We start from the raw sequence: 25,541 nt of genomic DNA, 5'->3' as shown, positions 1-25,541 counted from the left end.
GATGCTGCGGATACGCCGTTCCCGCGCGGCCGGGGAGAAGGGCGCTCGGCGGCGCGGGGACAGGGGCTGGCTGCTGCGGCTCGTCATCGCCTTCGGCTGTGCGCAGAGCGCGGTGTCGATGGCACGGCCCGCAGTCTCCTACCGGGCCCTCGCCCTTGGCGCCGACGAGCGGGCCGTCGGGGTGATCGCGGGTGTGTACGCGCTGCTTCCGCTGTTCGCCGCGGTGCCGCTCGGCCGCCGTACCGACCACGGCCGCTGTGCGCCGCTGCTGCCCCTCGGCGTCGCGCTGATCGCGGGCGGCTGCGCGCTCGGCGGCACCGCGGGCTCGCTCGCCGCGCTCGCCGCGTGGAGCGGGGTGATGGGCCTCGGCCACCTCTGCTTCGTCATCGGCGCGCAGTCCCTCGTCGCCCGTCAGTCGGCGCCCGCCGAACAGGACCGGAACTTCGGCCACTTCACCATCGGCGCCTCCCTCGGCCAGCTGGTCGGACCGCTGGCGGCCGGCGCGCTGATCGGCCACGACACGGATGCCACCAGCGCCCTCGCCCTGGTGGTGGCGGCCGGGGTCGCGGCGCTCGCCTGTACGTCACTGTGGCGCGTGGAGCGGCCACGGTCCGCCCGGGCCGGGGGCGCGGCCGAGGCGCGCGCGGGGGCCCAGGCCGGGCCGGGGGCCGGGGACAAGGTTCCCGTGCTGCGCATCCTGGGTGCCCGTGGCGTGCCCGCCGGGATGTTCATCAGCCTCGCCGTGCTGTCCGCCACCGACATCCTCACCGCGTACCTGCCCGTCATCGGCGAGGACCGGGGCATCGCGCCCGCGACCGTCGGGGCCCTGCTCGGCCTGCGCGCGGGCGCGACCATCGCCTGCCGCCTCGTGATGACGCCCCTCGTCCGGCTGCTCGGGCGCCGCACGCTCATCGCCGGGACCTGCGGCGCCGCCGGACTCCTGTGTGCCGCGGTCGCGTTGCCGCTGCCCGTCTGGGCGCTCGGCGTGGTCCTCGCGCTGCTCGGGTTCTGCCTGGGCGTCGGCCAGCCCCTGTCGATGACGACCGTGGTCCAGGCGGCGCCCGCCGGAGCCCGCTCCACGGCCCTGGCCCTGCGGCTCACCGGCAACCGGCTCGGCCAGGTCGCCACGCCGGCCGGGGCGGGCCTCGTCGCGGGGGTGGCGGGAGCGGCGGCGCCCTTCGTCACGCTGGGACTCCTGCTGTGTGCGGCGGCGGGGGCCGCCGCACGGACGGAGTGACGCTCACGGGGAAGCCGTTGAGCACCGCCGTGCCGGACAGCGGGTCGAGGAGGCTGCCGTCGAGCAGTTGGTTGACGTTGGCCCCGGGGTCGGCGGCGGCGACGGCCAGGCGGGTGCCGGGGCGGTCGTGGCCCCAGCCGTGCGGCAGGCTCACCACTCCCGGGCGCACCGTGTCCGTCACCTCCACCAGGACCTCGATCTCGCCGCCGGCGGCCCTCACCCGCGCGGGGCGGCCGTCCTCGATGCCGAGCCGGGCCGCGTCCCCGGGGTGGACGTGCAGGGTGCAGCGGTTGGAGCCGCCGGTGAGGGCGGGGACGTTGTGCATCCAGCTGTTGTTGGAGCGCAGATGGCGGCGGCCGACGAGGACGAGGGCGGCGGGCGTCTCACGCAGCGCGCGGGCCAGGCGCGGCAGGTCGGCGGCGATCGGGCCGGGCAGCAGCTCGATCCGCCCGCTGCGGGTCCTGAGGACCTCCGGGACGCGCGGGGCGAGCGGGCCCAGGTCGATGCCGTGCGGGTGGTCCAGGAGCCGGGCCAGGCTCAGCCCGGCCGGATCCGCGCCGAAGCCGTCGCCGTACGGGCCGAGGCGCAGCATCATGTCCAGGCGCCGCTCGGGGCCGCTCTCGCCCGTGAGGCGGGCCGCGAGGTCGGCGGGGTCGCGGCCGTGCACGCGCGTGTGCGGGGCGGCGACCGCCTCGGCGAGGGTGCGCTCGACGACCATGGCGTCGACGGCCGCCGGGTCGGTGCCGTGTCCGCCGGTCGCGGCGAGGACGAGCCGCGCGAGGATCTCGGTCTCGGGCATCCGGCCCTCCTCCAGGGGCACGGCGGCGCGGGTGTAGCGGACCTGGTTGCGTACGGACAGACCGTTGAAGGCGAAGGGGAAGTGGGCGCTCTGGGCGGGCGGGGGCGGCGGGAGCACGACGTGGGCGTGGCGCGTGGTCTCGTTCAGGTACGGGTCGACGCTCACCATGAAGTCGAGGGACTCCAGGGCCTTGTCGAGGCGGTCGCCGTCGGGCGCGGACAGGACGGGGTTGGCGGCGATGGTGATGACGGCGCGGACGGGGCTCTCGCCCAGGCCGCTGTCCGGGACGCGGGGCGGGGTGTCGATCTCCTCGGCGAGCGCGGCGACGGGCAGTTCGCCCTTGGTCTCGGGGTGCCCGCTGACGCGGCTGCGCCAGCGGCCGAGCGCGAAGCCCCGGCCCGGCCCCGCGGGGCGCGGCGCCCTGCCGGTGGCGGAGAGCGGGAAGAGCACGCCGCCGGGCCGGTCGACGTTGCCGGTCAGGACGTTGAGTACGTCGACGAGCCAGCAGGTGAGGGTGCCGTGGGCGACGGTGCTCGCGCCGACCCTGCCGTACACGGCGGCGGTGGGCGCCGATGCCAGCTCGTGGGCCAGCGTACGGATGGTGTCGGCGGGCACGTCACAGGCGGGGGCGACGGCCTGCGGGGTGAAGTCCCGGACCGCTGCGGCGAGTTCGTCCAGGCCCGTGACGTGGTCCGCGAGCGCGCCGAGGTCGGTGAGGCCGTCGGCGAACAGGACCCGCGCCATCGCCGCGAGCAGCAGCGCGTCCGTGCCGGGCCTGATCGCCAGGTGCCGGTCGGCGAGCCGGGCGGTGCGGGTGCGCCGCGGGTCGACGACGGTGAGCCGGCCGCCCCGGGCGCGCAGCGCCTTGAGCCTGCCGGGGAAGTCGGGGGCGGTGCACAGGCTGCCGTTGGACTCCAGCGGGTTGGCGCCGAGGACCAGCAGGTGGTCGGTGCGGTCCAGGTCGGGCACGGGGATCGCGAACGGGTCACCGAAGAGCAGGCCGCAGGAGACGTGCTTGGGCATCTGGTCGACGGTGCTCGCGGTGAACAGACTGCGGGTGCCGAGGGCGCCGAGCAGCACGGGCGGGTACAGGGCGCCCGCCATGGTGTGCACGTTCGGGTTGCCGAGTACGACGCCCACCGCGTGCGGCCCGTACCGCTCGGCGACGGGGCGCAGGCCTGCGGCGACGGCGTCGAAGGCCTCGTCCCAGTCCACCTCCGCGAGGCGTCCGCCGGTGCGGACGAGGGGACGCCGCAGCCGGTCGGGGTCGGCGTCGGACGCGCCGAAGGAGGCGCCCTTGGGGCAGATGAAGCCGCGGCTGAAGACGTCGTCCCGGTCGCCCCGCGCGCCGGTGACGCGTGTGCCCTCGACGGTGAGCGTGAGTCCGCAGGTGGCTTCGCAGAGCGGGCAGATGCGCGGGGCGGTGCGGGTCATGGGCCCTCCCGGGGCGTGGCGCGGCGGCGCGGTCCACCCTCAGCATACCGACCGGTATGTACGGCGCCAGTGGTCAGCCGAGGGCCCGCTCGACGTAGGCGTACAACAGGGTCCGCGTCTCGGCCACGATCTGCGGGTCCCCCAAGGGGTCGGCGCGGAAGGCGAGTTGGAGCAGCGCGTCCACGGCTTCGACGCTGACGAGCATGGTGCGGCGGAGGCGGGCGTCCAGCGGGCGGCCCAGGTGTCCGGCGAGGAGCCCGGCGACGCGCTCCGCGACCGTCTCGTTGGCGTCGGGCATCGCGTCGGGCGCCGACGGAATGCCGAAGTCGACCCGCCCGAAGCCGGGGACGGTCCGCTTCATCAGCAGATACTCGTCGAAGGCGGCCTGGACGGCGCCGCGCAGGTCACCCCGGGGCACGACCGTCATGCGGGCCGTGACCCTGCGGGCGTAGGCGTCGAGGTTGCGGTGGGCGAGGGCGTCGGCCAGGGCGCGCTTGTTGTCGAAGAAGCGGTAGACCGAGCCGATGGGCACGCCCGCGCGCTCCGCGACCGCCCGGGTGGTCAGGTCCTCGTAGCCGACCTCGTCGAGGAGGGCGGCGCAGGCGTCCAGGATCCGGGTCAGCCGCTCCGCGCTGCGGCGCTGCACGGGGGTGCGGCGCAGGGCCGCCCGGTGGTTCGGGTCCCGTGTACCGGAAGAGTCACGCACCCCGGGAGGGTAGAACACCGTTCACATTTCACGGATCCCTCTTGCGCGGGGTAATGACGAATCCTACGGTGTCCCATAGGAATCGTTGGCGAGGACGCCGGCGGCGGTCCGTCGTGGGCCGGGGAGCCGAGGGAGCTGTCATGAGCGGGGATCAGCCGAAGGACGACAGGGACGACGCGCGCAAGCTCGCCGAGGGGCTCACCTACCTCTCCGGATTCGGCAACGAGCACAGCTCGGAGGCCGTCCCCGGCGCCCTGCCGCACGGCCGCAACTCGCCGCAGCGCGCCCCCCTCGGCCTGTACGCGGAGCAGCTGAGCGGCACCGCGTTCACCGAGCCGCGCGCCCACAACCGCCGCTCGTGGCTGTATCGCATCCGCCCCTCGGCCGCGCACCCGTCGTTCACCCGGATCGACAACGGCGCGATCCGCACGGCCCCGTTCACCGAGTCCGTGCCCGACCCCAACCGCCTGCGCTGGAACCCGCTGCCGGAGCCCGCCCCCGGCACCGACTGGCTCGCGGGCCTCTGGACCCTCGGGGGCAACGGCGACGCGACCCAGCGCACGGGCATGGCCGTCCACCTCTACCACGCCAACGCCTCCATGGACCGGGTGTTCAGCGACGCCGACGGCGAGCTGCTCGTCGTGCCCGAGCACGGCGGCCTGCTGCTGCGCACCGAGCTGGGCCTGCTGCACGCCGAGCCCGGCCACATCGCCCTGATCCCGCGCGGCGTCCGCTTCCGCGTCGAGCTGCTCGACGCCAGCGCCCGCGGGTACGTCTGCGAGAACTACGGCGCGGCCTTCCAGCTCCCCGACCTCGGCCCGATCGGCGCCAACGGCCTGGCGAACGCGCGGGACTTCCTGGCCCCCGTCGCCGCGTACGAGGACGACGCGGACACGGCGGGCCCGGTCCAGGTCGTCAACAAGTTCTGCGGCAACCTCTGGGCGGCCACCTACGACCACTCCCCGCTAGACGTGGTCGCCTGGCACGGCAACCACGTGCCGTACGTCTACGACCTGCGCCGCTTCAACGTCATCGGCACCATCTCGTACGACCACCCCGACCCGTCAATCTTCACGGTGCTCACCTCGCCCTCGGACACCCCCGGCCTCGCGGGCGTCGACTTCGTGGTGTTCGCCCCGCGCTGGCTGGTCGGCGAGGACACGTTCCGCCCGCCGTACTTCCACCGGAACGTGATGAGCGAGTACATGGGCCTGATCGAAGGCGCCTACGACGCCAAGGCGGACGGTTTCGTGCCGGGCGGCGGCTCGCTGCACAACATGATGTCGGCGCACGGCCCCGACCGGGAGACCTTCGAGAAGGCCAGCGCCGCGGAGCTGAGGCCGCAGAAGATCGACGACGGCCTCGCGTTCATGTTCGAGACCCGCTGGCCGGTGACCGCCACCGAGCAGGCGGCTTCGGCCGGCCATCTCCAGCGGGGGTACGACGACGTGTGGCAGGGTCTGGAGCGTCATTTCCGGCCGTAGTACCACCACTTCCGGCCGCTGTCCGCGTCGTTTCGGAAGTACGGAGTTCCCTGTGACCGCTTTCGCCCCGGACTCGATCGTCCTGAACCGAAAGCTTCCGCTGTGGTATCAGGTGTCGCAGTCGCTGCGCGCCTCGATACTCGGCCGCACGCCGGACGCCCCGCTGCGCCTGCCCACCGAGGAGCAGCTGGCGGGGCACTACGGCGTCAGCGTGCTCACCATGCGCCAAGCCCTCAAGGAGCTGGAGGACGAGGGCCTGATCAGCAGGCACCGGCGGCGCGGCACGTTCATCGAGCCGGACGTGCGGCGCGGTTCGCCGGTGCGGCTGCTCGGCTCGGTCGACGCGATCGTGGCGCAGCAGTCCGGCATGGACACCAAGCTCCTGTCCCAGGGCCGGGAGCGGGTGCCCACCGACGTCGCCGAGCACTTCCCCGGGCTCACCGAGGTCGCCACGTACCACCGGCTGCGCAGCGACGCCAGGACCGGCGAGCCGACCAACCACGCGCGCAACCACGTGCGCCCCGACCTCGCCGAGCGCATCGACCCGGCCGACCTGGAGCGCTGGCCGATGACCAAGGTCCTGCGGGACGTGGTGGGCGTGGCGATCTCACGCATCACCGACACCGTGGAGGCCCGGCTCGCCGACCCGGAGACGGCCCGGCTGCTCCAAGTGCCGCTGCTCAGCCCGATCCTGCACTACACGGGCATCACCTACGACACCGAGGGCCGGGCGCTCGACGTGGCCCGGATCCAGTACCGGGGCGACCGCTTCTCGTTCACCGTCACGCTCGACGCGACCTGATGGGTGCCTCCCGGCACGTCGTACGATGCCGGGCGTGACGTACGACGACGCGCCGCCGCTCGCCGATCTCATGCCGTGGTCCGTCGCGCCGCTCCGGCCGGGGCGCGGGTGGCCGATGGCACCCGACGCCGCGTCCCTCAGGGCCCGTTGGGACGCCTTCGTCCGCGCCGACGCGGCCGGGCGCGAGGCGCTCTTCGGCCCCACCCGGGCGCGCACCCTGCACACCTCGGTCGCGCAGCTGCCCGGCTGCGGCGGCGGCACGGGACGCCTCGCCCGCGAGGACGGGCCCTGCGCCGACCCCGTCCGGGTGATGCACGGGCCCTTCGACGAGCAGTGGCTGATACCCGACCACCGCCTCCTCGACGCGGCCCGCCCCGAGCTGTGGCGGGTGGCCGGTGCCGGACAGCTCTTCCTCACCGAGCAGGGGTACGTCCCCGACGCGGACGCCGGGCCCGCGGTGCTCGCCTCCGCGGTGCTGCCGGACGGGCGCTCCCCCGCCGGGCGGCCCGGCCGCATCCGCCCGCTCTACCGACGTCCTGACAGCACTGAAACGAACGTTCTATCCGGCCTGTTGGAACATCTCTCCCAGCGGTACGGGTCGGGCGTCACCCCGGAGGACTTCCTGGCCTGGACCCTGGTCGCCGCGCGGGCCACGCCCGCGGGCCCCGTCGTGCCGCTCACCTCCGCGGCCGACGCGTGGGCCCGGGGTGTGGAGCTGGGGCGGCGGGCGCTCTGGCTCCAGCTGCGCGGGGCCGCGGGAGAGCGCCCGAAGCTGCCGGGCGGGCGGCGGCCGTACGTGCGGGCGCCGCTGCCCGCACGGCCTTCCGGGCTCGTCTACGACGCCGAGGACGAGGTCCTGCGGGTCGGTGAGGGCGGGCTCATCTCGCCCGTGCCCGCGGGGGCGTGGGACTTCAAGGTCAGCGGGGTGCGGGTCATCGAGCTGTGGTTCGAGCGGCGGGCGGCCCCGGCGGAGCCCGGCACCCTGGAGGCCGTCCGGCCCTCGGCGTGGCCCCAGGCCTGGACCTCGCAGCTCCTGGAGCTGATCACGGTCCTCGCCCTCCTCGCGGAGCTTCCGGCGCTCCCTGAACTCTCCCCTGACGAGGTGCTCACGGCCGCCGAGCTGCACACGGCGGGCCTTCTGCCCGTCCCGGCGGCGGCCCGGCGGCCGGCCTCGGTGCTCGACCACCACGAGGAGGGGCCGGAGGGCCAGTACGCCCTGCTGTGAGGGCTGGACCCGGGCCGGGCGCGTGCGGAGCCGCGGGCCACGGGGGGGGGGAGTCACCGGTGTCCGCCGCGTGCCGGGAGTGACGGCGGGGAGAACGGGTCGGGCGGGAAGCGCGGGCGCCCCAGGGCGAGGCCGGAGGCGCCCGCGCCAGAGGTCAGTGGCCGCCGAACAGCGAGCGGCGCAGTCTGCGCAGCGGTGCGAACAGCGAGACACGGCGCACCTGCGCGCGCTTGCCGCCCCGCTCGTGCGCGGCGTCACGCGAGGTCAGCTCGCGCATCAGCAGGGTGGCCTCGGCCGACTCGCGCTGCGGGACGGCGGGGCCGCCCAGCACCGAGAGATGACGGTCGAGGCGCCTACTGCTCGCGCCGCTCCCACAAGTGATCGCAGGGACCCTCGCCCTGCTGCGCACTGTTATCTGTTCCATGTCACTCCCCACCCGTACGAGGGCACCCGGCCCAGGGCAGGTTAACCCTATCGCCCCACCATGACACTCGTGTATCCCGGTGGCGGGATTCACCTTCTCCACAAGGAGGTTGACGGTTACTCTCCGAATCCAACTGATTCCAGGGCGAGTTGGACCAGAGGCCTGCTGGTGGGCTGCGTGGAGCCACCATCGGGTTCCACGGTGACAGCGAGTGATGTCGCTCGGGTGCTGAGATCCTTCGCGACCACCGGCGTTTCGCCATCGAGCAGCCCGAGCGAGCGGGGCGCGGCCCCGGCGCGCATCACCCAGAGTTGATGCGCGCGCCCCTGCGGGGGTCGGCCCAGGCCCGTGACGCTGACCACGGCCCGCCGCTCCGCGCGGGACACGACCACGCCGATGCCCCGCCCCCGCGCGTCCCGGTCGGCGTCCGCGCGGGCGTCGGGGGCGGCCAGGACGTGGGCGATCTCACGTGCGGCGGCCCGCTCGGCGGTCAGCTCGTCGTCGGTGCGGACCAGGGCGAGGGCGAGGAAGCCGGCGGCGACGAGGGCGAGGACGGCGGCGGACGCGGCGAGCGCGAGCGGCGCCCGGCCGGGGGCGCGGCGCGGCGCCACGGGCAGGGGCGGGGGCGGAGCCGGCCGCACGGCGGGCTCCTGTGCCGTGGTGCGCACGGCGGCGAGTATGCGCTCCCGCAGGTCGTCGGGGGCGGGGACGGAGGCCGCGCGCGCCAGGCGCACGGTGTCGGCGGCGAGCGCGCGCACCTCGTCGGTGCACCGGTCGCAGGTGGCCAGGTGCTTCTCGAAGCGGCGCGTCTCGTCCGGGTCGAGGGCGTCGAGCGCGTACGGCACGGCGAGGGAGTGCATGGAGTGGAGGGGCGGGCCGAGCCGGAGGCCGCTCGCGTACCGGCGCAGGCGGCGCAGCGGTCCGGGTTCCCCAGGGCTCATGCGGCGGCGCCCAGGCAGTCGCGCAGGCGCAGCAGGCCGTCCCGCATACGGGTCTTGACGGTGCCGAGCGGCACGGACAGGCGCCGGGCCACCTCGCGGTAGGTGTAGCCGTCGTAGTAGGCGAGCGTGAGCGCCTGGTGCTGGAGGTCGGTCAGGCGCTCCAGGCAGCGGCGCACCCACTCGCGCTCCAGGCTGCCCTCCACCTCCTCGGCGACCTGGTCGAAGGCCGGTCCTTCGCCGCGGTGGGCCGCGCGCCGCTCGCGGTCACCGGCGGCGCGGACGCTGCGCACCCGGTCGACGGCCCTGCGGTGGGCGAGGGTGAGGATCCAGGACAGGGCCGTGCCCCGGGCCGGGTCGAAGCGGGCCGCGGTGCGCCACAGTTCGAGCAGCACCTCCTGAGCCACCTCCTCGGACTGCGCGGGGTCGCGGAGCACGCGCCGCACCAGGCCGTAGACCGGCCCGGACACGAGGGCGTACAGGTCCTCGAAGGCCTTGTGGTCGCCGTCGGCCACCCGTGGCAGCAGTTCGTCCGCTTCCACCGCCGTCCCCCCGCTCTCCCGGCTTCCCGGGCGCTCAATTCTGGCCTCGGCGGGGATTCGGGGCGAGCCCCTGGACCGGATTGGCGCGCCGCCGCGGAAATCAGCGGGCGCGGGCCAATCCGCCGCCGCCCCCGTGCCGAATGGCATGCGTCAGGCGGGCCGCGCGGTCAGCGCGCGGCCCCGGCCACCGAGGTGAGGACGGACACGATGACAGCAGTCGGCACGAACCGGGCGAGGCGAGGGGGAATCCGTGGCCTCGCCGCCCTCGTCGGCGGCGCGCTGGCCGCCGGGGGGCTCGCGGCCACCGGGGTCGGCACGCTCCGGCCGGAGACGGCGAGCGCCTCCAGCCACCGGGAGGCCCCGCTGATCTCGGGGCAGCCGCAGTACGACAACACCGACGTGTACGCCTTTGTGAGCCCCGACCGGCCCGACACGACGACCATCGTCGCGAACTGGACGCCGTTCGAGGAGCCGGCGGGCGGCCCGAACTTCTACCCGTTCCCCGAGGACGCCCAGTACGACGTGCACATCGACAGCGACGGCGACGCGCAGGGCGACCTGCTCTACCGCTGGACGTTCGACACGCGCACCAGGGACGGGGACACCTTCCTCTACAACACCGGTGAGGTCACGAGCCTGGACGACCCGGACCTGAACGTGACGCAGACGTACGACATCGACCTGCTGCGGCTGAAGGACCAGAAGGTCGTCTCCACCAAGAAGGTCGCCGACGACCTGCCGATCGCGCCCTCGCACGTGGGCAAGGCGTCCATGCCCGACTACGGCAAGCTGCGCGACCAGGCCGTGCGCAAGCTCCCCGGCGGCGGCACCTCGTTCGTCGGGCAGGCGGACGACCCCTTCTTCCTCGACCTCAGGGTCTTCGACCTGGTGTACGGCAAGGACCTGTCGGAGGTCGGGCGGGACACGGTCGCCGGGTACAACGTGAACTCGGTGGCGCTCCAGGTGCCGAGCGCGGAGATCCGGCAGTCCAAGGACCAGCCGACCGTCGGCATCTGGTCGACGACGCAGCGCAGGAACGCGGCGGGCAAGTGGACCCAGGTGTCCCGGCTCGGCTCGCCCCTGGTGAACGAGGTCGTCGTCCCGATGAAGGACAAGGACAGGTTCAACGCGTCCGCGCCGTGGAACGACGCACGGTTCCTGCCGTACGTCCAGAAGCCGGAGCTGCCGCGGATCATCGAGAAGCTCTACAAGATCAAGGCGCCGAAGGAGCCCCGCAAGGACCTGGTCTCGGTGTTCCTCACCGGTGTGAAGGACCTCAACCAGCCGCCGGGCGTGCGGCCCGCCGAGGCGCTGCGCCTGAACACGTCCGTCAGGCCCGCCGCTTCGCCGAAGCGGCTCGGTGTCCTCGACGGCGACAACGCGGGCTACCCCAACGGGCGGCGCCTGAGCGACGACGTCCTGGACATCTCGCTCCAGGTCGTCGAGGGCGAACTGGTGGGCCAGAAGAACGACTTGGGCGACGCGGTCGACGCCAACGACAAGCCCTTCGGGAACTCCTTCCCGTACCTGGCCCTGCCCACGGCCGGATCGCGGGGGCAGGTGGCCGACAAGGACGCCACCGGCGCGCGGGACGCCCTCGGCGGCGGGGCGCCGCCCGTGGAGGCCGCCCGCTCCACCGACACCGTGCTGATCGCGTCCGCGGCGGCGGGCGGCGCCGGGGTGCTGCTCGTGGCCTGCGGGCTCGTGTGGTGGCGGCGCGCCAGGGCGACGGCCGGGGGTGCCTGAGGTGAGCCGGGTCTCCGGGCGCGGCCTCCTGGCCGCCGCCGTCCTCGCGCTCGCGCTGACCGGCGGGGCGCTGACGCTCGGCGGGGTGCCGTCGGGCTCGCACGAGGGGCGGCCGTCCGCGGCGGCCGCCCCGCCCGGCGCCCGGGGCATCGCGCCGGACGCCACCTGGGGCCGGTTGTCCGCCTCCGACCTGGACCGCGGGGTGGCCGCGCTGCGGGCACGGCTGCGCTCCCGGCCCCAGGACGCCAGGTCCTGGGCGGCCCTCGGCACCGCGTACGTCGAGCAGGCCCGGCTCCGCGGCGACCCGTCCCGCTACGCGGAGGCCGAGCGGGCCCTGGACCGCGCGCTCGCGCTGCGGCCCGCCGACGACTCCGCGCTCGCCGGACGGGCCGCGCTCGCCGCCGCCCGGCACGACTTCGGCGGCGCCCTGCGGTACGCGGAGCGGGCGCTCGCCGTGAACCCCTACAGCGAGGGCGCGCTGGCGTCCCGCGTCGACGCGCTCGTCGAACTCGGCCGCTACGACCGGGCGGAGCGGGCCGTACGGGAGGCCGACGCGCGCCGCCCCGGCGTCCCCGTCTTCACGCGGTACGCGTACGTACGGGAGCTGCACGGCGACGTGTCCGGCGCCCGCAGCGTGCTGCGCCGGGCCGCGACGGCGGCGCGGTCCCCCGGTGACGTCGCGTACGTCGCCACGGCGCTCGCCCAACTGGCGTGGCGGCAGGGCGACCACACCGCGTCCCTGCGCCACTGCGCGGCCGCGCTCCGGGCCGACCCGGGGAACCTGCCCGCCCTGGAGGCGCGGGGGCGGGCCAGGGCCGCGCGGGGCGACACGGACGGCGCCGTCGCCGACCTGCGGGCCGTCGTCACCCGCAGACCGCTGCCCGGGGCGCTCGTGGCCCTCGGGGAGCTGTACGACGCCCGGGGCGACGGGGCGCGGGCCCGCGAGCAGTACCGGCTCATCGGCTCCTGGGTGCGGCTCGCCCGCGCGCACGGGGTCAACCCGGACCTCGACACCGCGCTCGCCGCGGCCGACCACGGCGACCGTGCCGAGGCGCTGCGCGCGGCGCGGGACGAGTGGCAGCGGCGGCACACCGTACACACGGCGGACGCGCTGGCCTGGGCGCTGCACGTCAACGGGCGTGACCGGGAGGCCCTGCGGTACGCGCGGCGCGCCACGGGCACGGGGATGCGGGAGGCCGCCTTCCTGTACCACCGGGGCGTCATCGAGACCGCCCTGTCCCCCACGGCGGGCCACACCTGGCTGCGCGCCGCGCTGAATCTGAACCCGGGCTTCTCCCCCCGGGGCGCCGCGGAGGCGCGACGCCTTCTGGGGGTGCCACGGTGACCGCACCATGGCGGCCCCTCGCCGGGGCGCGGCGCTGGGCCCTGCCAGGGCTCCTGGCCCTCGCTTTCGCCCTAGGGGTGAGCGCCCCCGCCCACGCCCACCCCCTCGGCAACTTCACCGTCAACCAGTACGACGGCCTCCTCCTGTCCCCGGGCCGCCTCCGCGTGGAGCACGTGGAGGACCTCGCGGAGATCCCCGCCGCGCAGGCGGAGCCCGCCATCGACCGCGAGGGAAGGGACCGCTGGGCGCAGGAGCGGTGCCGCGCGGCGGCCGCGCGCGCCCGGGTGGAGGTGGGCGGGCGGAGCGCCGCCCTGCGCACGGCGAGCGCCACGGCCCGCGTGCGCCCGGGCCAGGCGGGCCTGCCCACCGTCCGGGTCGAGTGCCGGCTGGCCGCCCCGCTGCCGCCCGGCGCCCTGACGGTCCGCTTCCGCGCCGCGCCCCAGGCAGCGCCGGGCTGGCGGGAGATCACCGCGCGCGGGGACCGCATGACCCTCAGCGGGGCGAGCGTGCCGCGGGAGTCCCGCTCCGCGCGCCTCACCCGCTACCCGCCCGGCGCCTCATCGCCCGACGCGACAGGCGCCTCGCTGCGGGCGCGCCCCGGCGGCCCCGCCCGCACCGAAGAGCCGGCGCCCGCGGCCCCAGGCTCCGCCCTGCCGAGCGCCGCGACCGACGCGCTGACCGGCCTGGTGGCCCGGCACGACCTCACCCCGGCCTTCGCGGGGCTCGCGCTCGGCACCGCCCTGCTGCTCGGCGCCCTGCACGCGCTCGCGCCCGGCCACGGCAAGACCCTGATGGCCGCGGCCGCCGCCGCGCGCGGCCGTGCGTCACCGCGGGACGTGCTGCCGCTGGCCGCGTCCGTGACGGTCACGCACACCCTCGGCGTGGTGGCGCTCGGGCTGCTCGTGGCGGGCGGCTCGGCGGCGGCGCCCTCGGTCGTCGCCTGGCTCGGCGTGGCCAGCGGAGTCCTGGTGACCGGCGCGGGCGCGCTCCTCGTACGGCGCGCATGGCGCCGCGCACGCGGGGCCGCACAGCACCACGCGCACCACCACGCTCACCACCACGCGCACCACCACGCGCCGCCCACCGTGCGCGGCACCCTCCTGCTCGGCTTCGCCGGAGGCCTCGTGCCCAGCCCCTCCGCCGTCGTCGTGCTGGTGGGCGCCGCCGCCCTCGGCGAGGCGTGGTTCGGCCTTCTGCTCGTGCTCGCCTACGGGGCCGGGCTCGCCGTCACGCTGACGGCCGCGGGGTTCCTCGTGGTGCGGCTCGGCGCGGTGGCGGGGCGGCGCCTGGCCCGGGGCCGCGCGTCCGGCCTCGCGCGCCGCGCCGCGCCGCTCGGCTCCGCCTGCGTGGTGCTCGCGCTCGGGTGCGGATTGGTGCTCAAGGGGGCTGCAACCGCGCTCGGTTGAGCTACTTTTGTGGAGAATCGCACGGCTGCGAATGGGGGGACCGTGACCGGTCAGGCGCGCGTGATCGCGGGGCGGTACCGCCTCCTCTCCCCGCTCGGCGAGGGCGGCATGGGCACGGTGTGGCGGGCCCGGGACGACGTGCTCGGCCGCGAGGTCGCGGTCAAGGAGGTCCGCGCGCCCGCGGGCCTGCCCGCGAGCGACGTGGAGCGGCTGTACGCACGCCTGGAGCGGGAGGCGTGGGCGGCCGCCCGCATCCCCCACCGGAACGTGGTCACGGTGTACGACGTGGCACGCGAGGAGGGCCGCCCCTGGATCGTCATGGAGCTGGTGCGCGGCCTGGCCCTCTCGGACGTCCTGGAGGCCGAGGGCGCGATGACGCCGCAGCGGGCCGCGCACGTCGGCGCGGAGGTCCTCGGCGCGCTCCGGGCCGCCCACGGCGCGGGCGTCCTGCACCGCGACGTGAAGCCCGGCAACGTACTGCTGGCCAACGACGGCCGCGTCGTCCTGACGGACTTCGGGATCGCGACGGTGGAGGGCAGCTCCGCCCTCACGATGACGGGCGAGGTCGTGGGGTCGCCCGAGTTCCTCGCCCCGGAGCGGGCGCTGGGGGAGCACCCCGGCCCCGAGTCCGACCTGTGGTCGCTGGGCGTCCTGCTGTACGCGGCGGTGGAGGGCGTCTCGCCGTTCCGCCAGCACACCCCGCTGAGCACGCTGCGCGCGGTCGTCGACGAGGAACTGCCGCCGCCGCGCGGCGCGGGGCCGCTGACGCCGGTCATCGAGGGCCTGCTCCGCAAGGACCCCGCCGAGCGCGCCACGGCCGCCGACGTCGAGCGCGACCTGCGGCTCATCGCCGAGGGGCACCCGCCGAGCGGGCAGCCGGACGTTCCGTACGCGCCCACGGTGGTCGCCCACCACCAGCCCGGCCCCACCCCGCCCCCTCCTCCGGCGCCCGGCGGTCACGCGGCCGCGGGCGCCGCGGGCGCGCCGTCGGGTGGTACGACCCTCACGACCACGCCCGACAGACCCCGCTCGCGCCGCGCGGCCGTGGTCCTCGTCGCGGGCGCCGCCGCGCTGGTGCTCGGCATCGGCGGCCTCACGTACGCCCTCGTCGGCAACAGCGACGGGGACGGCGGGAACGGCGGGACCAGCGGGAACAGCGCCGGCGGCAGCACGTCCGGCGCCGACGCGGGCGGCACCGGAGGCGGCGGCACCGGAGGCAAGGGCGACGGCGGCGGGAGCGGGAGCGGAGGCGGCAGCGGCGGAGGCACCGACGGCGGCGGGTCGAGCGGCGGTGGATCGGGCAGCGGCGGTTCGGGCAGCGGCGGGGGCACCAACGGCGGTGGCGGCAAGGGCGGTTCGACCGACGGCGGCGGCAGCGGCGGCACCACCAAGCCCCCGCCCCAGTCCGTGCGCGTCTCCCTCACCGGCCACGGCACGGAATACGCAGGGGCCTGCCCGCCGACGCGGCCGGCGTCGTTCACGGCGACGTTCACGGTCGGACGCGTCCCGGTGACCGTCGAGTACCGGTGGGTCACCGCCGAGGGCGAGTCCGGCGACCCGGGCTGGAAGTCACTCTCGTTCCCGGCCGCGAGCGGCAGGACCAAGCAGGTCAACCACACGGAGCTGCCGACCACGACGAGCGGGACGTACCACAACGAACTGCGCGTGGAGGTCCGCTCCCCCGTGCCGGCCACGTCCAACTCGGTGGCGTACTCGGTGACGTGCGAGGAGGAGCCCACGACCGGCGGGGGCTCCCCCTCTTCCTATTCGGCCTCTTGAGCCGGCGGCCTTGGCCTCAGGACGCGTTCCTGCTGAACACGGGCAGGTAGCCGCCGGACTGGCCCGCGGCGGTCGGGTGGTACGACTCGCCGATGTTGGTCCAGACGACGCTGTGCAGCCACGGGGAGCTAGAGCAGATCTCGTGCCCGGAGAACGTGGTGGTGACGTCACCGAAGGCGAAGCCGTGGTCGGCGGCGCGCTTGGCGAGGGCCGCGTTGAGGTGGTCGGCGCCGCCGTTGATGGCGGTGCGCTCGCGCTCGGAGAGACCGGCGAGGCAGCCGCCGCCGAGCTTGTAGAAGCGGGGGTAGCCGAGGACGACGACCCGGGCGGACGGCGCCTTGCTCTTGATCGTCGTGTACACGCGGTCGAGCTTGGCCGGCAGCGTGGAGTCGACGTACGCCTTGGCCTGGTTGACGCGCGCCACGCAGTTGTCCTCGGACTGCAGGACGCAGGTCGTCATGACGTCGCTGAAGCCCGCGTCGTTGCCGCCGACGGTGATCGAGACGAGTCCGGTGCCGGAGTTGAGCGGCCCCGTCTGGCCCGCGAGCACGTCGTCGGTGCGCGCGCCGGAGCAGGCCGTGAAGCTGAAGCTGGAGGGGGCGTTGGCCGCGGCCCACAGCGCCGGGAAGGCCCGGGTGCTGCGTTTACAACTTCCGCTGCCGCTGTCGTAGTTGCCGGCGCCGACGCCCGACGAATAGGAGTCCCCGAGCGCCACATAGGCGGGGGCCGCGCTCTGGCGCTCGCTGTCGGCGTACGCGGCGCCCACCCCGGTGAGGGTGGCGGCCGCGGCGAGGACGAACGCGGAAGCATAGGACGCGAAACGGGACAATCTCATGGAACCTCCCGAGCAGGATTTCCGGCTCGACAGTGGTAGCACCGCACCACCCACCGTCGATAGTGTCCATGACAATCAATTCTTCAGTAATTCCCTTACCCACCCCGGGAGTTCACCGACCCTCCAAGGGGTGACGGCGAACAACTGCCCACCGCATCGGCGTCTTGACGAGCCGCCGCCCGCTGCGCCACATTGAAGCCCGGCATCCGGCGCTTCGGGGGGCAAAGTCGCCCATGCAGACCATCAGGCTCAAGTCGTCACGCGGGGATCTGAGCCCGCTGCTCGCGGGCGTGGCCGTCACGGCCGGGTGCGTCGGGGCGCTGTTCGCGCTGCTCGACCTCTCCTCTCCGGTGCGCGGCCCCCTGACCCTCTTCTTCCTCGTCGCCGCCCCCGCCGCCGCGCTCGCGCACTGGCTGCGGGGGCTCGACCCCTGGGGCCGTGCCCTCGCCTGCGTCTCGGCGGCGGTCGTGGTCGACCTGCTGGTCGCCCAGGCCATGCTGGCCCTGCACGTGTGGTCGGTACGCGGCGGCGTCGCGGCGGTGGCGGGGATCAGCGCGGTCATCTTCCTGTCGGCACTGGCGCGGCGCTAGCGCCACCGCGCCCCGAGGAGACGGACTCGATGACGTGGAGATCACCGTCCACCGCCCCGGCGAACTCACCGCGGCGGACCGGGTGGCATGGACCGCCCTGCAGTCCAAGGCACATCTGAACGGCTCGCCCGGCCTCGCGAACCCCTTCCTCTCCCCCGAGTTCACGCTCGCCGTGGCCCGGGTGCGGCGCGACGTGCGGATCGCGATCGCCCGGGAGGAGGGCGGGCCCGCCGCGTTCTTCCCGTACCAGCGGTCGAGAACAGGAGTGGGCCGCGCCGTCGGCCTCGGCGTCTCGGACAGCCAGGGCGTCGTGCACCGGCCCGGCTTCACCTGGGACGCCCGCCGCCTGCTGCGCGCCTGCGGCCTGGTGATGTACGAGTACGACCACCTCGTGGAGGGCCAGCCCGCCTTCCAGGCGGGGGCCACCGGCCGTTACGCCTCACCCATCATGGAACTCGACCAGGGGTACGAGGCCTACCTCGCCCATCTGCGCGAGCAGTCGCCGAAGTTCCTCCGCAGCACCCGCGCCAAGGGCCGCAAGCTCGCCCGCGACCACGGCGAGGTGCGGTACGTGCACGACGAGCGCGACCCGAAGGCCCTGCACACGCTGATGGCCTGGAAGTCCGCGCAGTACCGCAGGACCGGCCGCAGCGACCGCTTCGCGCACGCCTGGATCACCCAGCTCGTGCACCAGCTCTTCCACACCCGCTCGGAGACCTTCCAGGGGCTGCTCTCCGTGCTCTACGCGGGCGGCGCGCCCGTCGCCGCGCACTTCGGGCCGCGCACCGAGCGCGTGCTCTCCTGCTGGTTCCCGGCCTACGACCCGGAGTTCGCGAAGTACTCGCCCGGCCTGCTGCTCCATCTGCACATGGCCGAGGCGGCCGCCGCCGACGGCATCGCCCACCTCGATCTCGGACGTGGCCAGAAGCAGTACAAGGACTCCCTCAGGACGCGGGAACTGACCGTGTCCGAGGGGTGGGTGGCGCTGCGCCACCCCATGGCTCTCGGCCATCGTGCGCATCGCGCACCGGTCCGGGCGCTGCGCAACACCGTCGTATCCCGACCGGAATTGTTCGAACCGGCGGATCGCCTGCTCAAGGGCCTGGGAAAGATCCGTTCCCGGCGCCGGAAAGAGTGAGAAGTGCGCAGGAACCGCCAAGGAAGGTCAAGAAAGAACCGGTGAACAGGACGCAGCCAAAGTGTCCTAAGACAACGGTCAATTTATAGAAAACGTGAGACCTCGTTCCAGGTCTTGCCATACGGTCGCAAGCATCAATAACGTCGTACATCCACCCGCAACGATTCATCGGCAGTCGGTCTAGGGGAGGGCTCAAGACCGCGATGGATCCGCTGCGGGGCGCGGTAGGGGGGTGCCCGTGCCCGGTGACCACAAGTCGTCCGGGTCACGTGCCGCGCAGTCATGCCAGCTCACCCGGGCCTGTCCCGGAGCTCACCGCACGGTGTGGGCTCCGGCGTGGCCGGACGTGAGAACCCCCCCTTTCGAACCGGACCCACAACCGGACCGCCCGGGGGCGGGCGGTCCACCGGACGAGAGGGACAAGAGACTCATGAGTTCCGCTGTGCGCCCGTTCAATTCGGGCCAAGATCCTTTAATCGACCCGTCCGAGAACGGCACCGCCGCGAAGTCGGCACGGCCGTCGATGACCAAAGGCGGATTGCCCGCCATTCCCAGTCAGCACCAATACCGGCCGGTATCGTCGCACCTGGCGATTGCGCCCCCGGTGAGCGTCGTGATTCCCGCGATGAACGAAGCGGAGAATCTTCCCTATGTGTTCAAGACCCTGCCCGAGTGGGTCCATGAAGTCGTCCTCGTGGACGGCAATTCCACCGACGACACGGTGCAGGTCGCACGCGAGCTGTGGCCGGACGTGAAGGTCGTCAGGCAGCTCGGCAAGGGCAAGGGCGACGCGCTCATCACCGGATTCGAGGCGTGCACGGGCGACATCATCGTGATGGTCGACGCGGACGGCTCCGCCGACGGGCACGAGATCGTCTCCTACGTCTCCGCGCTGGTCTCCGGCGCGGACTTCGCCAAGGGCTCCCGGTTCGCCAACGGCGGCGGCACGGACGACATGACGCTCATCCGCAAACTCGGCAACTTCGCCCTGTGCGCGGTCGTGAACGCCAAGTTCGGCGCCCGGTACACGGACCTGTGCTACGGGTACAACGCCTTCTGGCGGCACTGCCTCGACAAGATCGAGCTGGACTGCACCGGCTTCGAGGTCGAGACGCTGATGAACATCCGCGTCGTCAAGGCAGGGCTCAAGGTCCAGGAGATCCCGAGCCACGAGTATCTGCGCATCCACGGCGTGAGCAATCTCAGCGCGGTGCGCGACGGCCTGCGGGTGCTCAAGGTGATCCTCACCGAGCGCTCCAACCGGCGGACCCAACGGCGGGAGACACGCACCGCCGCCCTCTCGGCGCGCCAGGGAGAGGCTTCTTGATCACTATCTCGGTGGTCATCTGCGTGTACACCGAGGACCGCTGGGAGGACATCCTCTCGGCGGTCGCCTCGGTGCGGGGCCAGTCCCTCGCGGCCCACGAGACCCTGCTCGTGGTCGACCACAACCCAACGCTGGAAGAACGCCTCTCCAAGGAGTACAAGGAGGCTCCCGACGTGCGGGTGCTCGCCAACGCGGGCCCCCGCGGCCTGTCCGCGGGCCGCAACACCGGCATCGCCGCGTCCGGCGGCGAGGTCATCGCCTTCCTCGACGACGACGCGGTCGCCGAGCGCGACTGGCTGCGGCGCTTCGCCGAGGCCTACGACGATCCGCAGGTGTACGCCGTCGGCGGCGCCACGCGGCCGGTGTGGGCCTCGCGGCGCCGCCCCGCCTGGTTCCCCGAGGAGTTCGACTGGGTGGTCGGCTGCATGTACCGGGGCCACCCGCCCGGCCGGGTGCGGGTGCGCAACGTGCTCGGCGGCAACGCCTCGTTCCGGCGCACCGCCTTCGAGCTGGCCGGCGGGTTCGCCACCGGCATCGGGCGCGACGGCGACAAGCGCCCGCTCGGGGGCGAGGAGACCGAGCTGTGCATCCGGCTCAACCGGGCCAGGCCCGACGCCGTGCTGCTCATCGACGACCGCGCGGTCATCCACCACCGGGTGCCCGCGGCCCGCGAGCGGTTCCGCTACTTCCGCTCCCGGGCCTACGCCGAGGGACTCTCCAAAGCCCTGGTGGCCCGCAGTGTGGGCGCGGACAAGGGCCTGGAGTCCGAGCGGCGCTACACCACGCGGGTGCTGCCCGCCGGGGTCGGGCGCGGACTGCGGGACGCGCTGCTCGGCCGCCCCGGCGGGGCGGGCCGCGCGGGCGCCATCGTCACGGGCGTGGTGGCGGCGGCCGGTGGGTACGTCATCGGGAGCGTCCGCGCCCGCAGGGCGGGGACGCGCTTCGCGGTCGTGGACGTGGCGGAGGGCCCCGAGGAGAGACGTGGTGAGGGGGTGGCTGGATGAACCGAAGAGGTATCCCCATATTCATGTACCACTCGGTCGCCCGGCTGCCGAACGACGCGACGCACGAGCTGTCCGTGTCGCCGGAGGCGTTCACGGAGCAGATGGAAGTGCTCCGCGCGCTCGGCTGCACCCCGCTCACCACCGCGCAGCTGGCCTGGCACTGGCGCAACCCGGGCCGGCCACTGCCCACGCGCCCCGTCCTGATCACCTTCGACGACGGTTACGAGGGCGTGCACCAGCACGCCCTGCCGATCCTGACCAAGCACGACTTCGCCTCGACGCTGTTCATCGCGACGGGCTGGCTGCACGGCACGTACGCCACCGGCGGCGGACTCGACACCATGCTCACCTGGGACCAGGTGCGCGACCTCGCCGAGTCCGGCGTCGAGATCGGCGGCCACAGCCACACCCACCCGCAGCTCGACCAGCTCTCGGACGACGCCCTGTGGTTCGAGGTGGTCCGCTGCAAGGAGATCCTGGCCGCTGAACTCGGCGCCACGCCCGTGTCGTTCGCCTACCCGTACGGCTACTCCAGCCGCCGGGTGCGGCGCGCGGTGCGCGGCGCCGGGTTCTGCCAGTCGCTCGCCGTGGGGAACACCCTCGCCCGCAGATGTCAGGGCCCGTACGCACTGCGCCGGGTGACGGTGCGGCGCAGTACGGGCCTCGATGAGTTCGAGCGGCTCACCGAGGGCCGTTCGGTCACCCGGACCTTCGCCAGGGACCGGGTCCTGACCAAGGGTTACGCCATAGTCCGCCGTTGCCAACAAGCCCGCCGGAAGGCAGCTCGCTCCCGTGTCTGACACGACCACCGCACAGGCAGAGGTCACTGGGACCACCAGCAGTACCGGCGGCGCACCGCCGTCCGGCGGAAAGGAGAGAAGGTCCCGGAGGCTGCGTCTGCCTGGGGCGGGCGGGGGCAGCCCCCTGTTCCGCAACGCGTACGCGCTGATGCTGAACACCGGCATTTCCGGCCTGCTCGGCCTGGGCTTCTGGCTGGCCGCCGCCCGGTACTACTCGGAGTCGGCGGTCGGCCAGGGCTCGGCGGCCATCGCGGCGATGAAGCTCCTCGCGGGCGTCACCGCCGTGACGCTCACGGGCGCTCTCGCCCGCTTCATCCCGGTGGCGGGCCGCGCCACCGGCAAGCTCATCTTCCGTACGTACGCGGGAAGTTCGATCGTCGTCGGCTTCGCGGCGCTGGTCTTCCTGGGCACGCTCGACCTGTGGGGGCCCTCCTACCGCTTCCTGCACGGCCCGCTCGCCGGGATCGGCTTCGTCGCGGCGGTCGTGGCCTGGTGTCTGCTCACCCTCCAGGACGGCGTGCTCACGGGCCTGCGCAGCGCGCTGTGGGTACCGGTGGGCAACACCGTGTTCTCCGTGGTCAAGCTCGCCCTGCTGATCGTCCTGGCCGCGGCCATCCCCACGGCCGGGGTGTTCGTGTCGTGGGTGGCCGCCATCGCCCTGTCCGTGGTGCCGCTCGGCTGGCTGGTGTTCCGGCGCCTCGTGCCGCGCCACGTGCGGGCCACCGAGGGCAAGGCGAAGCCGCCCTCGATGCGCGAGATCGGCCGCTTCCTGGCCGGTGACTACACGGGCTCGCTGTTCTCCCTCGCCGTGGTGTACCTGGTCCCGGTGATCGTCGCCGCGCAGGTCAGCTCCGAGGACAACGCGTACTTCTACATCACCACGACGATCGCGGGCACCATGAACCTGCTGGCGATCAACATGGGTGCCTCGCTGACCGTCGAGGGGGCGCACGACCCGGCGCGGCTCGCCGCGAACACCCGGGCGGCGCTCCGCCGCATGCTGCGGATCATGCTCCCGGTGTGCGTGGTCATCTTCCTGGGCGCGCCCTACATCCTGCACGTGTTCGGGCAGGGCTACTCGGAGGCCGCGACGCCGCTGCTGCGCTGGTTCGCGGTGGGGACGGCGCTGCGGGTCGTCATGGAGACGTACTTCGCCGTCCTCAGGGCGCAGAGCCGCACGTCGGGCCTCGCCTGGCTCCAGGGCCTGCTGTGCGCCCTTGTACTCGGCCTGACGCTGATCCTGCTGCCGAGGATGGGCCTGACGGGCGCGGGCGTCGCGGAGATCTCCAGCCTCGCGGTGATCGTGGCGATCGCCGCGCCGAGGCTGTACGCGATCACGCACCGCGCGGCACCGGAGGCGGCGCCGGACGGCGACCTCGCGGACCTCGGCACCTCGGACGTCCCGCCGTCGCCGCAGGCCCGCACGGAGGCGGTCGCCCTCGCCACGGCCTCAGGGCACCGCCACGGCCCGGCGTGGGCCCTGCGCGACTCCCTCGACGCGGACACCCTGCAACTGGCGATCCACCGGGCCGACCTGGACCACCAGGAGCGCAGGCCGGACGTGCGCCCCGGCCCGGCGACACCGCCGTTCGGGACGCGGCTGCACACGGGCGCGGGCGGCGGCGTGGACGGGCACCAACCCGCGTGGGCCGTGGGACGGCCCTTCGGCGGCACGCCGTCGCGCGGAACGCCGTGGCACGGGACGCCGTCGCGCGGGACGCCAGTGGGGCGCCCGGACGCGGCGCACGCCCCTGGATCCGCCACGGGACCCGCGGCCGTGCCGTCACCGGGGCCGGTCGCGCCCGGTTCACCGGGCATGAAGACACCGACACCCGTCACGGGCGCCCCGGCCGCCCGGGGAGCGGCCGGGAGCACCGCGGCGAAACCGCCCGTGCCGCCCGCCGGTTCACCGGCGTCCGCCGCCCCCGCTCCCCCGGCGCCGCCGCGCCGCGCCCCGGCCCCGGACCGCACCCCGCTGGTCCTCGCGCTGCTCCTGGTCCTCGCCCTCGGCCTGTACTGGGTGCCCGCGCTCGGGCTCGGCGAGAGCGACCTCGACGCGATGGGCGGGCTCGGCCTCGTCTCCGTGCTTCCCGCGCCCACGCTGGTCGGCGCGGTGCTCCTCGTGGTGGTGTTCGCCTCGCTGCTCCGCCTTGACCGGCCCCGCACCCGGCTGCTCGCGGTGACCCTCGTCGTCACCGTGGTGTCGCTGCACGCGCTGCCCGCCGTCATCGAGACCGAGCCGCGGTTCGCGACGGCCTGGCAGCACCTGGGCTTCATGGAGTTCATCGACCGGACCGGCACGGCGGCGCCCGACCTGGACGCGCGCTGGAGCTGGCCCGGGTTCTTCGCGGGCGCCACGTTCCTCGCCGAGGCGTGCGGCGTCTCGGACCTGACCGTGCTCATCCGCTGGTGGCCGCTTGCGGTCCAGCTCCTGTACCTGCCGCCGATGTACCTGCTCACCCGGCACATGCGGGCGAGCTGGCGGGCCAAGTGGACGGGCCTGTGGCTGTTCGTCCTGAGCGGCTGGGTGGGCCAGGACTACTTCTCCCCGCAGGGCTTCACATATCTGCTGTACATCGTCTTCGTGGCGATCCTCCTCGTGTGGTTCCGGGCGCCCCGCGTGCTCTGGTCGAAGCGGCGGCCCGGCGAGGCCGAGGTCGAGCCGGCGAACCGGCGCCAGCAGGCGGTGCTGCTCCTGGTCCTCATGGGCCTGTTCGCGGCGACGGTGCCCGCGCACCAGCTGACGCCGTTCGTGATGCTCGGCGTCGTCACGGTCCTCGTGCTCGTGGGCCGCTGCGAACTGCGGGGCCTGCCGCTGCTCTTCGGCGTCCTCGTGGTGCTCTGGCTCGGCTTCCTCGCGGAGCCGTACTGGTCGGGGCACTTCGACGAGCTGTTCGGCGGCGTCGGCGGCGTCGGCGGCAATGTGTCGTCGTCCGTGTCCGGCCGGATCGAGGGCGGCGACCCCACGCACAAGCTGGTCCTGTACACGCGCGTGGCGCTCGCCGGGAGCGTGCTCGCGCTCGCCTGCTGGGGCTGGCTGCGCAGGCGCCGGCTCAAGTACCGCGAGGTGTCGCTCGTCGTCCTGGCCTTCGTGCCGTTCCTCGGCTTCGGCATGCAGAGCTACGGCGGCGAGATGGCGCTGCGCGTCTTCATGTTCGCGCTGCCGGGCGCGGCCCTGCTCGGCGGGCTCGCGCTGTTCCCGCGCACCGGGGCCACCGCCAAGGAGCGGGACCGCGACCGGGTGAGCCTCGCGCCGTACGCCGCGCTGCTCGCGGGGCTCGTCCTGGTGGGCGGCTTCCTGGTGGCCCGCTGGGGCAACGAGCCCTTCGAGCGCGTCAGGCCGGGCGAGGTCGCCGCCATGGAGTACGTGTACGCGCACGACGACCCGACGGTACGGCTGCTGTGGATGAGCAACGACACCGTCACCAACGTGACGCCGTCGATCCCCTGGGGCAAGCAGGACGCGGAGAAGGTCGAGTACCTGCCCACGCTCGCGCCGCCCGACCCGCGCCTGGTGTCGGGCCTGGTGAAGGCGCTCAAGGACGCGGGGCCCAACTCGTATCTGATGGTCAACCGCGGCCAGACGGTGTACCTCCAGATGGACTCGGGCTATCCGGAGAACTGGGACACCCGGCTCATGCGGAACCTGGACGAGCGCGCGGACCTGAAGAAGGTCCTCAGCAACGCCGACGCGACGCTGTACACGCTGCGCGAGCGGCCGGAGGGCGCGGCCGCGAAGGCGGATCCGGGGGCGGTCGGCCCCAAGGTGACGTGGACGCCGTGGTCAGTGGTCGGCGGCCTCGCGGTGGTGGCGCTCGTGCTGCTGCTCGCGGCGCGCGAGGTGGTGCGGGTCGCGGCTCCGCCGAGCGTGGCGCAGCAGCGCTGGCTCCAGAGCAGCTTCTGGTTCTCGCTGCCGCTGCTCGCGGTGTTCCTGGCGTCGCTGGTCCAGCGGTTCCTGACGATGGCTTAGGCCGGCGGGC

20 protein-coding genes are annotated in these 25,541 nt (G+C 74.2%); 14 read left to right on the top strand and 6 right to left on the bottom strand.

The genetic code is table 11. The features are described 5' to 3' along the window. Position 1: 1 nt before the first annotated feature. A complete protein-coding gene (locus AC07GB_RS32185) occupies positions 2-1,237 on the top strand; it encodes an MFS transporter (RefSeq protein ID WP_478851652.1) in 1,236 nt (411 codons plus the stop codon). On the opposite strand, the gene AC07GB_RS32180 is transcribed toward AC07GB_RS32185, so the two are convergent. Together AC07GB_RS32180 and AC07GB_RS32175 are read right to left on the bottom strand one after the other, a co-directional pair. After that, positions 1,182-3,470 carry a molybdopterin-dependent oxidoreductase gene (locus AC07GB_RS32180; RefSeq protein ID WP_478851650.1) on the bottom strand — a complete coding sequence of 763 codons (2,289 nt, stop codon included), beginning with the start codon at positions 3,468-3,470 and terminating at the stop codon, positions 1,182-1,184. The genes AC07GB_RS32185 and AC07GB_RS32180 overlap by 56 nt on opposite strands. Positions 3,471-3,543: 73 nt before the next feature. Continuing rightward, positions 3,544-4,176 (bottom strand): TetR/AcrR family transcriptional regulator, encoded by a 633-nt coding sequence (locus AC07GB_RS32175; RefSeq protein ID WP_478851648.1) that lies wholly within the window; start codon positions 4,174-4,176, stop codon positions 3,544-3,546. Positions 4,177-4,316: 140 nt separating this feature from the next. On the opposite strand from AC07GB_RS32175, the gene hmgA reads away from it, so the two are divergent. Genes hmgA through AC07GB_RS32160 form a run of 3 tightly spaced genes read left to right on the top strand, consistent with a single transcriptional unit; the run spans position 4,317 to position 7,687 of the window. Next, a complete protein-coding gene (gene hmgA, locus AC07GB_RS32170; RefSeq protein WP_478851646.1) occupies positions 4,317-5,660 on the top strand; it encodes a homogentisate 1,2-dioxygenase in 1,344 nt (447 codons plus the stop codon). A gap of 52 nt (positions 5,661-5,712) precedes the next feature. Beyond that, positions 5,713-6,462, top strand: coding sequence for a GntR family transcriptional regulator (locus tag AC07GB_RS32165; protein ID WP_478851644.1), 750 nt, complete (start codon positions 5,713-5,715; stop codon positions 6,460-6,462). A 25-nt stretch (positions 6,463-6,487) separates the two neighbouring features. Then, positions 6,488-7,687, top strand: coding sequence for a type ISP restriction/modification enzyme (locus tag AC07GB_RS32160; RefSeq protein ID WP_478851642.1), 1,200 nt, complete (start codon positions 6,488-6,490; stop codon positions 7,685-7,687). Positions 7,688-7,841: 154 nt separating this feature from the next. Here the strand turns inward: AC07GB_RS32160 and AC07GB_RS32155 are convergent, their stop codons facing one another. The 3 genes from AC07GB_RS32155 to AC07GB_RS32145 form a co-directional block, all read right to left on the bottom strand. Further along, a complete protein-coding gene (locus tag AC07GB_RS32155; RefSeq protein WP_144002587.1) occupies positions 7,842-8,111 on the bottom strand; it encodes a hypothetical protein in 270 nt (89 codons plus the stop codon). A gap of 116 nt (positions 8,112-8,227) precedes the next feature. Beyond that, positions 8,228-8,971, bottom strand: a complete 744-nt coding sequence (locus tag AC07GB_RS32150) for an anti-sigma factor (protein WP_478851723.1) — start codon at positions 8,969-8,971, stop codon at positions 8,228-8,230. Positions 8,972-9,048: 77 nt separating this feature from the next. Continuing rightward, positions 9,049-9,591 (bottom strand): sigma-70 family RNA polymerase sigma factor, encoded by a 543-nt coding sequence (locus AC07GB_RS32145; protein WP_478851640.1) that lies wholly within the window; start codon positions 9,589-9,591, stop codon positions 9,049-9,051. Between the two features lie 207 nt (positions 9,592-9,798). Between AC07GB_RS32145 and AC07GB_RS32140 the strand changes: the two genes are divergently transcribed. Genes AC07GB_RS32140 through AC07GB_RS32125 form a run of 4 tightly spaced genes read left to right on the top strand, consistent with a single transcriptional unit; the run spans position 9,799 to position 15,867 of the window. Beyond that, complete coding sequence (locus tag AC07GB_RS32140; RefSeq protein ID WP_478851638.1) at positions 9,799-11,337, top strand: DUF4331 domain-containing protein; 1,539 nt, start codon at positions 9,799-9,801, stop codon at positions 11,335-11,337. 1 nt (position 11,338) lies between these two features. Beyond that, on the top strand, positions 11,339-12,682 hold the full coding sequence (locus tag AC07GB_RS32135) for a tetratricopeptide repeat protein (RefSeq protein WP_478851636.1): 1,344 nt from the start codon (positions 11,339-11,341) through the stop codon (positions 12,680-12,682). Then, positions 12,679-14,088 (top strand): nickel transporter, encoded by a 1,410-nt coding sequence (locus AC07GB_RS32130; RefSeq protein WP_478851634.1) that lies wholly within the window; start codon positions 12,679-12,681, stop codon positions 14,086-14,088. The genes AC07GB_RS32135 and AC07GB_RS32130 overlap by 4 nt, the downstream gene beginning before the upstream one ends. Positions 14,089-14,130: 42 nt before the next feature. After that, positions 14,131-15,867, top strand: coding sequence for a serine/threonine-protein kinase (locus AC07GB_RS32125; RefSeq protein ID WP_478851632.1), 1,737 nt, complete (start codon positions 14,131-14,133; stop codon positions 15,865-15,867). Positions 15,868-15,883: 16 nt separating this feature from the next. Here the strand turns inward: AC07GB_RS32125 and AC07GB_RS32120 are convergent, their stop codons facing one another. Continuing rightward, a complete protein-coding gene (locus tag AC07GB_RS32120; RefSeq protein ID WP_478851630.1) occupies positions 15,884-16,702 on the bottom strand; it encodes an SGNH/GDSL hydrolase family protein in 819 nt (272 codons plus the stop codon). 233 nt (positions 16,703-16,935) lie between these two features. On the opposite strand from AC07GB_RS32120, the gene AC07GB_RS32115 reads away from it, so the two are divergent. The 6 genes from AC07GB_RS32115 to AC07GB_RS32090 all read left to right on the top strand — a co-directional run bounded on the left by AC07GB_RS32115 (position 16,936) and on the right by AC07GB_RS32090 (position 25,531). Continuing rightward, on the top strand, positions 16,936-17,292 hold the full coding sequence (locus AC07GB_RS32115; protein WP_478851628.1) for a hypothetical protein: 357 nt from the start codon (positions 16,936-16,938) through the stop codon (positions 17,290-17,292). A 34-nt stretch (positions 17,293-17,326) separates the two neighbouring features. Next, positions 17,327-18,430, top strand: a complete 1,104-nt coding sequence (locus AC07GB_RS32110) for a GNAT family N-acetyltransferase (protein WP_478851626.1) — start codon at positions 17,327-17,329, stop codon at positions 18,428-18,430. A 430-nt stretch (positions 18,431-18,860) separates the two neighbouring features. Further along, positions 18,861-19,757 (top strand): glycosyltransferase family 2 protein, encoded by an 897-nt coding sequence (locus AC07GB_RS32105; protein WP_478851624.1) that lies wholly within the window; start codon positions 18,861-18,863, stop codon positions 19,755-19,757. Then, entirely contained in the window at positions 19,754-20,761 is a 1,008-nt protein-coding gene (locus AC07GB_RS32100; protein WP_478851622.1) for a glycosyltransferase family 2 protein, read from the top strand. The genes AC07GB_RS32105 and AC07GB_RS32100 overlap by 4 nt, the downstream gene beginning before the upstream one ends. After that, positions 20,758-21,561 carry a polysaccharide deacetylase family protein gene (locus AC07GB_RS32095; RefSeq protein ID WP_478851620.1) on the top strand — a complete coding sequence of 268 codons (804 nt, stop codon included), beginning with the start codon at positions 20,758-20,760 and terminating at the stop codon, positions 21,559-21,561. The genes AC07GB_RS32100 and AC07GB_RS32095 overlap by 4 nt, the downstream gene beginning before the upstream one ends. Next, the gene (locus AC07GB_RS32090; RefSeq protein ID WP_478851618.1) at positions 21,554-25,531 is read left to right on the top strand and encodes a lipopolysaccharide biosynthesis protein; all 3,978 of its coding nucleotides are present in this window, start codon (positions 21,554-21,556) and stop codon (positions 25,529-25,531) included. The genes AC07GB_RS32095 and AC07GB_RS32090 overlap by 8 nt, the downstream gene beginning before the upstream one ends. Positions 25,532-25,541 lie beyond the last annotated feature (10 nt).

Source organism: Streptomyces sp. NPDC045778 (assembly GCF_056431945.1).
This window is presented reverse-complemented; position numbering and strand designations above follow the sequence as displayed.